General features: G+C 57.1%; 10 protein-coding genes. All 10 read right to left on the bottom strand.

Annotation, left to right across the window (positions count from 1 at the left end; genetic code table 11):
• Nucleotides 1–243: 243 nt before the first annotated feature.
• Complete coding sequence (locus ACWVX6_RS10525; RefSeq protein WP_181967608.1) at nt 244–498, bottom strand: DUF4177 domain-containing protein; 255 nt, start codon at nt 496–498, stop codon at nt 244–246.
• Between the two features lie 99 nt (nt 499–597).
• A complete protein-coding gene (locus ACWVX6_RS10520; protein WP_455153116.1) occupies nt 598–2880 on the bottom strand; it encodes an ATP-dependent Clp protease ATP-binding subunit in 2283 nt (760 codons plus the stop codon).
• A gap of 58 nt (nt 2881–2938) precedes the next feature.
• The gene (locus ACWVX6_RS10515; protein ID WP_188886867.1) at nt 2939–3565 is read right to left on the bottom strand and encodes a CvpA family protein; all 627 of its coding nucleotides are present in this window, start codon (nt 3563–3565) and stop codon (nt 2939–2941) included.
• Entirely contained in the window at nt 3552–4805 is a 1254-nt protein-coding gene (locus tag ACWVX6_RS10510) for a DUF5711 family protein (protein ID WP_455153115.1), read from the bottom strand. The genes ACWVX6_RS10515 and ACWVX6_RS10510 overlap by 14 nt, the downstream gene beginning before the upstream one ends.
• A 64-nt stretch (nt 4806–4869) precedes the next feature.
• The gene (gene truA, locus ACWVX6_RS10505) at nt 4870–5646 is read right to left on the bottom strand and encodes a tRNA pseudouridine(38-40) synthase TruA (protein ID WP_243029786.1); all 777 of its coding nucleotides are present in this window, start codon (nt 5644–5646) and stop codon (nt 4870–4872) included.
• Between the two features lie 137 nt (nt 5647–5783).
• Nucleotides 5784–6587 carry an energy-coupling factor transporter transmembrane component T family protein gene (locus tag ACWVX6_RS10500; RefSeq protein ID WP_118728864.1) on the bottom strand — a complete coding sequence of 268 codons (804 nt, stop codon included), beginning with the start codon at nt 6585–6587 and terminating at the stop codon, nt 5784–5786.
• Entirely contained in the window at nt 6581–7456 is an 876-nt protein-coding gene (locus tag ACWVX6_RS10495; RefSeq protein ID WP_118646016.1) for an energy-coupling factor transporter ATPase, read from the bottom strand. Before ACWVX6_RS10495 ends, ACWVX6_RS10500 begins: the two co-directional genes overlap by 7 nt.
• A 19-nt stretch (nt 7457–7475) precedes the next feature.
• On the bottom strand, nt 7476–8327 hold the full coding sequence (locus ACWVX6_RS10490) for an energy-coupling factor transporter ATPase (protein WP_118359851.1): 852 nt from the start codon (nt 8325–8327) through the stop codon (nt 7476–7478).
• Nucleotides 8328–8356: 29 nt separating this feature from the next.
• Entirely contained in the window at nt 8357–9223 is an 867-nt protein-coding gene (locus ACWVX6_RS10485; protein WP_118359849.1) for a class I SAM-dependent methyltransferase, read from the bottom strand.
• Nucleotides 9224–9409: 186 nt separating this feature from the next.
• Nucleotides 9410–9583 carry a hypothetical protein gene (locus ACWVX6_RS10480; RefSeq protein ID WP_455153114.1) on the bottom strand — a complete coding sequence of 58 codons (174 nt, stop codon included), beginning with the start codon at nt 9581–9583 and terminating at the stop codon, nt 9410–9412.
• Nucleotides 9584–9709: the final 126 nt, after the last annotated feature.

Raw genomic sequence — 9709 nt, 5'->3', positions numbered from 1 at the left:
AAAAGTATTATTTTAATTTTTACGCTTCGTGCGGCAGCACGCATAAAATAGAATTTGCGAAGCAAATTCATAAATTCCGGGAGCATGTATCTCGGAATTTATACAAGGGAAGAAAAAATGCGCCCGTAGGGCGCGTTTTTTCTTCAGTATTCGCTCGAAAGCGTGGTTTCGAGCGAGAGGCTGCTCGGAAAACGATAGTTTTTCGACAGCCTCAAACCGCTCGACAGAGCGGTTTTTACTTTGTTAAATAACCTTTTCGAATACCATGGTTGCCTGAATGCGGTCGCCGCCCATCAAACCCTTGCTGCCGCCATTCGATGTAGTAATCGTGTGCAGGCGATAACCCTTTTGCGCTTGATGGTTAATCGCTTCTTCCAGTTCGGTCAGGTTGCCGGAACCGGTGCCGAGAAATTTTTCCTTCAAAGTAACCTGCAGAACAACGTAATGATAGTCCTTGCCGGATGCGGTGGAGAAAGTCGAGGAATCGCTGAAATCCATAAATAACACCTCCAGTAATTTACACGATTATATCGTATTCGACAGGAATTGTCAATCTGCGTGCAAAAGAAAACCGCCTGTTCAGGCGGTTTTCGTGTGTTATATAGTATCTAGCTTAACCTTGCCGTCCTCAGCGGACAGGTGTGCACCCATCAGCGGCTTATCACCGGTGACGATGGCGGTGGCCAGCGGATTTTCGATCTCCTTTTCGATCAGGCGGCGCAGATTGCGGGCACCGTACTTGACCGAGTAGGACTTCTCGGTGAGCAGGCCGAGCAGGCTGTCGTCCCACGTCAGGCGGATATCCTTATCCGCGAGCGTGGTGCGCAGCTCACCGAGCATGATCTCAGCGATATGGCGGAAGTTATCCTCGGACAGCTGGTTGAACGCGATAATCTCGTCAATGCGGTTGAGAAACTCCGGACGCATGATTTCTTCAAGAGCCTTCATCACGCGGTCCTTGCTCATCTGAGACACGGTGCGGCCGAAGCCTGCAGGCGTGTTATTGGACTGCGAACCGGCGTTCGAGGTCATAACGATGACCGTGTTCTCGAAGCTGACAACGCGGCCCTGCGCGTCGGTCAGACGGCCGTCATCCAGAATCTGCAGCAGAGAATTGAGTACATCCGGATGCGCCTTCTCGATCTCGTCGAACAGAACGACAGAGTACGGACGGCGGCGGATCTTCTCGGTCAGCTGACCGGCTTCATCGTAGCCGACGTATCCCGGAGGGGAACCGATCAGGCGGGAAACTGTGTGCTTTTCCATATATTCGGACATGTCGAGACGCACGAGTGCATCCGGCGAGTCGAACAGGTCGAGAGCAAGCTGCTTGACCAGCTCGGTCTTGCCGACGCCGGTCGGGCCGACGAACAGGAAGGATGCCGGCTTGCGCTTGGGGCTGATGCCCGCGCGGTTGCGGCGGATGGACGCGCAGACCGCGTCTACGGCTTCGTCCTGACCGATAACGTGCGATTTCAGGCGGGATTCCATATCGCGCAGGCGTGCAGACTCCTGTGCCGCTACCTTGGATGCCGGAATGCCGGTCCAGATTTCGATCACCTCAGCCAGAAGCTGTTCGTCAACCTGCGGTGCAGGCTTGGTCAGCAGCTCGTGCAGCTGTGCCTCCACCTGCAGAATGCGGCTGCGGCAGGTGGCGATCTTGGCGTAGGTCTCCTCCTCCTCGGCACGGGCAGAGGATTGGGTCAGCTCGTCAAGCTGTGCCTGCAGGCGCTCAAGATCGTTCTGCAGCTCGGGAATCTCGGACAGCTGCGGAGAATCCAGATTGAGGCGCGAGCACGCCTCGTCGATCAGGTCGATGGCCTTATCCGGCAGAAAACGGTCGGTGATATAGCGTTCGCTCATCTCAGCGGCACGGCGGCACATCTCATCGGAAACAGTAACGCCGTGGAAGGTCTCGTAGTACGAGCGGATGCCCTTCAAAATCTCGGTGGTCTCGGCAACCGACGGCTCACCGATATAGACCGGCTGGAAACGGCGCTCGAGCGCAGCGTCCTTCTCGATATACTTGCGGTACTCCTTGAGCGTAGTCGCGCCGATGACCTGAATGTCACCGCGGGCGAGGGCAGGCTTGAGGATGTTTGCGGCGTTCATCGAGCCTTCGGAATCGCCGGTGCCGACAATGTTGTGCACCTCGTCGATGACGAGGATGATGTTGCCGATACGCTTTACCTCGTCGATCAGGCCCTTCATGCGGCTCTCAAACTGGCCGCGGAACTGCGTGCCCGCCACGAGAGCGGTCAGGTCGAGCAGATGGACCTCCTTGTTGCGCATCTTGAACGGAATGCGGCCCTCGTTGATGCGGACTGCCAGACCCTCGGCAACGGCTGTCTTGCCGACACCGGGTTCGCCGATCAGGCACGGGTTGTTCTTCTGGCGGCGGTTCAGAATCTGAATGACGCGGTCGGTCTCGCGGTCGCGGCCCACGATGTGGTCAATGCGGCCTTCTGCGGCCTTTTGGGTCAGGTTCTCACAGTAATTGTTCAGATATTTGCGCTTTTTGTCCTCCTTGCGGGAAGAACGGGTACGGGTCTCATCGTGAGAGCCACCTGCGGGCTGCCCCGGCAGAGTGCCGGCAGCGACCGGATCGGTCTCATGGGGTGCGTCGTCGTCCGTGCCGTCCGAACCGGCGGGAACCAGGTCGTTGAGGTCGGACAGGGAGCCGATCTCACCGGAGAGCGCTTCGAGGTCATCCTCGGTGATACCCATTTGCTCCATGATGTTGTCGAGCGGCTTGACACCCAGTTCGCGTGCGCACTTGAGGCACAGACCCTCCTGGGTGGTCTTATCCGGTCCCTCGATTTTGGTGATGAACACCACCGCGATGTTTTTCTTGCACCGCGAGCACATTGGCATATTCATAGGTTAAACTCCTTTAGGGAATGGAAAATTGAAAAATGGAGAATTAAGGTGTTCTCCATTAAATGGCGATAGGTAAAACGTCCACAAGCTGTTTGAGCAGCAGCGTATGCTTGACGCGCTCCGGCGAGAGATAGCCGAGCGACGTATAGGTGATCGGGAACAGCCACTGCAGCACGATCAGCAGGATGCAGACGAATGCGACGCCGGTTACAAAGCCGATGAGTGCGCCGCCTGCGGAATCGAGTGCGCTGAGCGGAGTACGCCGAACAATGAGCTTGAGGCTGCGGCCGAAAATCCAGATGAGCCGTCCGAACAGCACGCTGAACAGCACCACAAGCATAGAGAACGCGATGCTCTCCGACATGCCGACAGCCGCTTCGGTGACGCTCTGCCGCAGACCGTCCAGCACGCCTTCGGCGGTTTTAAGTGCGGCCTGTTTTTCAAACAGCTGACCGACTGCCGGCACGACCACCCACTGCGCGATATACGGTGCGGTATACTTGGCGGCGGCGACCGACGCGGCGATCATGCCGATGCGGCCGAGCACGCCGTACAGCGCACCGACCAGTCCGCGTCGGGCACCGAGCCACACGTTGGCCAGCAGCACGGCAATGAGGATCAGGTCAGGCGCGTTGAGCAGCTGCGCCGCTGTGGAAATCATATCGTTGATATCAGTTATCTGCATGCACTTCCTCGGATCGTTCGGAATGCGCGGTAAAGATACGCGCGTTGCGGTTGTAGAGCAGGAAAACCGTACCGTCATCGGTCATGAGCACACGGCGTGCGCCGACAGCATCATCGTTGTGCCACTGCGGCTCGGCGGAGGTGTTGTAGACCGTAACGCCGGACGCAGACAGCACCGCCGTACCGGCGTTGGAGACGGCAAGCGCCGTCGGCTCCTCGGTCAGTGCGAACGGACCGTGCAGACTGCCGTTGCGGACGGTATAGAGGTCGCTGCGTGCATCGTTCAGGTAGGAGCGCACAGCGACAGCCATCGTACTGCCCTGAGAGGCAGTGGCGATCAGATCCTGCGAGCTGAGCTCGAGCAGCACATCGACCGTGCCTCTGCGGGTGACATGATACAGGCCGGTGTCGCACAGCGCGATGGCGGCGTTGTTCTCGGAATAAGTGAGCGTTACACCGAGCGCGTCAGTCAGTGCGGTGTCCGAAACCTGCTTGCCGGAGGACACATCAAAGAACAGCACATGGGACTCAAGCGTTACGCCGTTCTGCCGGAAGGCGAGAATGCCGAGCGTATTGCAGTCCGGCGAGAGTACGGCAGATACAATATAGTATTCCGATGCACAGTATTTGAAAACCTCTTTTCCTGCGGTGTCGTAAACGGCAGCGGCGGTACGGTAGCCGTGCTCGTTGGTGGTGAGCACGAAACGGCCGCTGCGGCCGATCGAACCGTTCAGGATGGTGGATTCCAGCTCCAGCTCCGCGACAGCGCCTGCCGAGCCGACCAGTGCGGCTTTGACGCCGCCGCGGTCGTACACGAGCACATGATTCGTGCTGCTCTCCACCGCGGGATCGGAGTAGCCGAGCGAATAGCGCAGCGTGGTCATGCTGCCCGCACGGGACAGGAACAGCGCGTCACTGTCCGCGTACGCCAGACCGGATTCAAACAGCGCACCGTCGCTGAAGGTCTCGTTTTCGTAGTTGATGGTGGTGATATCGCCGTCATGCGAGCGAATACCGGCCGCAATATAGCTGCCGAGTGTGCGCAGCGAGGTCGGTGTAAAAATACGGTAGTTGGCGATCAGGAACATGGCTGTTCCCAGCACCAGAGCCCAGCCGCAGAGCATGCGGAGCAGGGCGGTCGTGCGGATACGCGCGTCCTTGCTGTCGAACAGGCGCTGACGGCGCTCCCTCCTGGAGAGCGGAAAGCGGATGATATTCTGCTTTGGGTTCTGTTCGCTCATGAAATCCCGCCTCCTTATTGTAGCGTGTTTTGTGGGTGAAAATGTGAATAAAACTTGAAAATTGTCAGTCCGACAGGCGGAATCTGTCCAGTTCGGGTGTATCGTCGTACCACAGGCGGTTCATGAACAGACCGCAGGCAGGCAGGGTCGGTCCGGCCTGCTCTCGGTCGCAGGCGAGCAGTACGTCGCGCACCTGCTCGGGCGCCAGCTTGCCGCCGCCGACATACGTCAGCGTGCCCGCAATCGCGCGGACCATGTTGTAAAGGAAGCCGTCGCCGCAGACACGGATGCGGATGAGGTCATCCACCGGCTCCACCTCGCACCAGAAAATAGTACGAACCGTGCTCTTGACCGGTGTGCCCTGACTTCTCACGGATGCAAAGTCCTGCTTGCCGACAAAATACTGTGCGCCTTCCTGCATTTTTGTAATATCCAGCGGATAATTGTACCGATATGCGTACCGCGCGTGGAACGGGTCCCGCAGGGTGGAAGGAAACAGATAATAGGCGTATTCCTTTTTGGTGCAGTTGAAGCGCGCATCGAAGTCCTCGGGAACCTCGACTGCGCCGGAAACCGCAATGTCCTCGGGCAGAAAGCTGCTCAGCGCATACGGCAGACGGTCCATCGGGATCGTGCAGTCTGCGTGGAAGTTTGCTACATACCGGCGGGCATGAACGCCGGAATCCGTGCGTCCGACACCGGAAACATGAACTTTTTGCTTCAGCAGATGAAAAATCGCGTCCTCCATGCTCTCCTGAATCGAAGGACCGTTTTTCTGAATCTGCCAGCCGTTATAGTGGGTGCCGTCGTAAGACAGCACTACTGCAATATTTTTCATCATTTCAGTTACTCTTAGTGGGTCGTGAATGGAGAATTGAGAATGGAAAAATGGAAAATGAAGGTGCGGTGCAAAAGCGCCGATTATAATAAATCGCACTTTATGCGATACCGCAATTCTCCATTATCAATTTTCAATTATCAAAGGCCAAAATGCTTGAGTATAATAACAACTGCGAACAAAACCGCAACCCACAATAAAGCGCAAACATCTACGCGGGCAATCTTCAGCTGGCGCATGCGGGTACGGCCAACATCGCCGCGGTACAGTCGGCACTCCATGGCGGTTGCGAGTTCGTCTGCACGGCGGAACGCCGAGATGAACAGCGGCACGAGAATCGGGATCATAGCCTTGGCACGCTGAATCAGGTTGCCAGAGTCGAAATCTGCACCGCGCGCCTTCTGTGCCGAGATGATCTTCTCGGTCTCTTCGATGAGGGTCGGGATAAAGCGCAGTGCGATCGACATCATCATGGACAGCTCATGCACCGGCGCGTGCAGCTTTTTGAGCGGAGAAAGCAGACGCTCGAGTCCGTCGGTCAGCTGAATCGGTGAGGTGGTGTAGGTGAGCATAGATGTTGCGATGATGAGCAGCATCAGGCGCAGTACCATGAAAATGGCCAGCTTAACGCCTTCCACACTGATGTGCAGGAAGTGCCACTGGAAAATGTAGGTGCCTGGTGTATAGAACAGGTTGAGCACCGCTGTGAAGATAACGATGAACAGGATCGGCTTGAGGCCGCGCAGCACCATTTTGGGCGAAATACGCGAAATACCGATGACAACGGCAAGAAATGCGATGATCAGCGCATAGGAAACCGGGCCTTGCGCGAGAAACAGCAGCACGATGAATGCCACCGTCAGCACGATCTTTACGCGCGGATCAAGACGGTGCACCGCACTGTTGCCCGGAAAAAACTGACCGAGGGTAATGTCCTTCAGCATTCGTGAGCAGCCTCCTTCCGCTTGCAGGCACGCAGGGCATCCATTGCCTGCGCTACGGTGTAGACCGAGGTATCAACATCGTGACCGCGCTTTTTCAGCTCAAGCATGACCTTGGTGATCATCGGGATGTCCAGTCCTGCGGCAATGATCTCGTCCGCGTGCGAGAAAACCTCGCGCGGCGTGTCGCAGAACAGTACCTTGGCGTGGTTCATCACAAGCAGACGGTCGGCAATCTGTGCGATATCCTCCATCGAGTGGGACACGATGAGGATGGTCGCGCCGGACTGCTTGTGGTAGCTGCGGACCAGCTCAAAAATCTCGTCACGGCCGGCCGGGTCGAGACCGGCGGTCGGCTCATCGAGCACGAGCACATCCGGCCGCATGGCGATAACGCCTGCGATGGCAACGCGGCGCTTCTGGCCGCCGGACAGCGCAAACGGAGACTGGTCGGCAAGCTCGGGTGCAAGGCCGACTGCCGCCATGGATTCGCGCACGCGCTCGTCAATCTCGGCCTGCGGCAGCTTCATGTTGGTCGGGCCGTAGGCAATATCCTTTGCGATGGTCTCCTCGAACAGCTGGTATTCCGGATACTGGAACACCAGACCGACGCGGAAGCGCGTTTCGCGGCTGCACTTGCCCTTGGCATCCCAGATGGACTTGCCATCGAGCAGGACCTCGCCTTCGGACGGCTGCAGCAGACCGTTCAGGTGCTGAATGAGCGTAGACTTGCCCGAACCGGTGTGACCGATCACACCGAGAATTTCGCCTTTTTCGATTTTCAGGTCAACATGGTCAAGTGCAACACGCTCAAAGGGGGTGCCTGCGCCGTAAACGTGCGTCAAGCCCCTCGTTTCAAGTATGGTTGACATAAGATTCTCCTTCGGATAATCAATTCAAGTATTCTTGTTCGAGAATATCTGCACATTCCTCAATCGAGAGTGCGTCGATCGGTAGCTTTTCGCCGTCCTGCTGATCGAGGTCGTACAGGACTTCGATGGTCTGCGGTACGGTCAGGGAAGCCGCACGCAGCTTGTCCACCTGCGTGAAAATCTCGCGCGGAGCGCCGTCCATCAGCACGTTGCCCTTGTGCATGACAACCACACGCTGCGCCTGCACGGCTTCGTCCATGTGGTGGGTGATAAGGATAACGGTGATGCCGAATTTGCGGTTCAGCTCACGGACAACATTCATGACCTCACGGCGGCCCTGGGGATCGAGCATGGCGGTCGGCTCATCGAGCACAACGCAGCGCGGCATCATGGCGATAACGCCTGCGATTGCGATTCGCTGCTTCTGTCCGCCGGACAGACGGTGCGGCGCTTGTGCGCGGTATTCGTACATGCCGACGGCACGCAGTGCATCGTCAACGCGCTTGCGGATTTCCTCGGGAGGCACGCCCATGTTCTCCAGCGCGAATGCGACATCTTCTTCAACAACGGTGGCGACAAGCTGGTTGTCCGGATTCTGGAATACCATCGAGACGGTTTTGCGCACATCGTAGGTGTTGTTTTCGTCGCGGGTGTCCATCATGTCAACGTAGCATACGCCGCCGGTCGGCAGACGGATCGCGTTGAAGCAGCCGGCAAGCGTACTCTTGCCCGAGCCGTTGTGACCGAGCACCGCGACGAACTCGCCGCGCCGGATGGAAAGATTTACGCCCTTTAGCACGGGAACGGAAAGCTGTCCGTCCTCGGCAGGATAGGCGTACTGCAGGTTTTCGGTTTTGATGATTTCACTCATTTATTTTCGTCCTTCGGTAAAAAAGGTTATTATTCTTCCGCGATAAACCGTGCCGACGAGCCGCACGGCAGCACCAGACCGGTCGATTCGACCGGCAGGCCAAGCTCCTGCGCCTCAATCTTGCCGGCGGCGCGTTTGCCTGCGGTGATGCCGAGCAGATAGCTCATCACGGACGGCGCCAGACCGGTGGAGTAGCTGGAAATGAGCACGAACAGCGGCTTGTCGCTCAGCACGCCCATGGTCAGGTCTATGAAGTCGGCAACGTCCTCCTCGATCTTCCACGTCTCGCCGGACGGACCGCGGCCGTAGCTCGGCGGGTCCATAATAATCGCGTCGTACTTGCGTCCGCGGCGGATCTCGCGCTGCACGAACTTTTTGCAGTCATCCACGATCCAGCGAATCGGGCGGTCGCTCAGACCGGAGGACGCGGCGTTCTCCTTGGCCCACTGCACCATGCCCTTGGATGCGTCAACGTGGCAGACGGACGCGCCGGCGTTTGCCGCCGCAAGCGTAGCGCCGCCGGTGTACGCGAACAGGTTGAGCACGCTGATCGGGCGGCCTGCGTGACGGATCATCTTGTCGATAAAATCCCAGTTGGCAGCCTGCTCGGGGAACAGACCGGTATGCTTGAAGCTCATCGGCTTGAGCTGGAACGTCAAATCACCGTAGTGGATAGCCCACTGCTCGGGCAGTTTGCGGATTTCCCACTTGCCGCCGCCCGCGTTCGAGCGATGATAGATAGCGTTCGGCTTATTCCAGATTTTGCAGTCCTTGTCGCGCGGCCAGATAGCCTGCGGGTCGGGGCGCTGCAGAATCTGATTGCCCCATCGTTCAATTTTTTCACCGCCGCCGCAGTCGAGCACGGCGTAGTCTTTCCAATGATCTGCGATCCACATAAATATTCTCCATTACATTATATATAAGTCGTTGTTTATACAATAATTCAGTATCTATTCTACCACCAAATATGCACTAACGCAATGAAAAGCGATTAGAAATAAAAGGTGTCAAGACAGCGTATTTTGGCGAATACAGCAAAACGGCTGCACCGTAAGGTACAGCCGTTCGAGCGGGAAAAGCGGTCAGAACCGTTCGCAGAAGCCTTCGCCGCCGTTTGCAAGCGACTTGAGAGCCGTCGCGCGGCGTTCCTCGGGTTCGTCTGAGATACATACCGCATCGGTCAGCACCTGCCGCGCCTGATACGGCAGATCAAAGAACTGCTCCATTGCCCGCGGACTGTGTCCCATTTCCTGCATAAATGCTCATGTACGGTAAGGAAGCAAGCAACCGAAAACAAGAGATAGACCGCCAGCACTACACTATTCCGAACCAAAGACCAAAAGATAAGCATTGTGGGAAAATCTAAACTTTTGGATTTTCCT

The organism is Butyricicoccus sp., from assembly GCF_977037065.1.
This window is presented reverse-complemented; position numbering and strand designations above follow the sequence as displayed.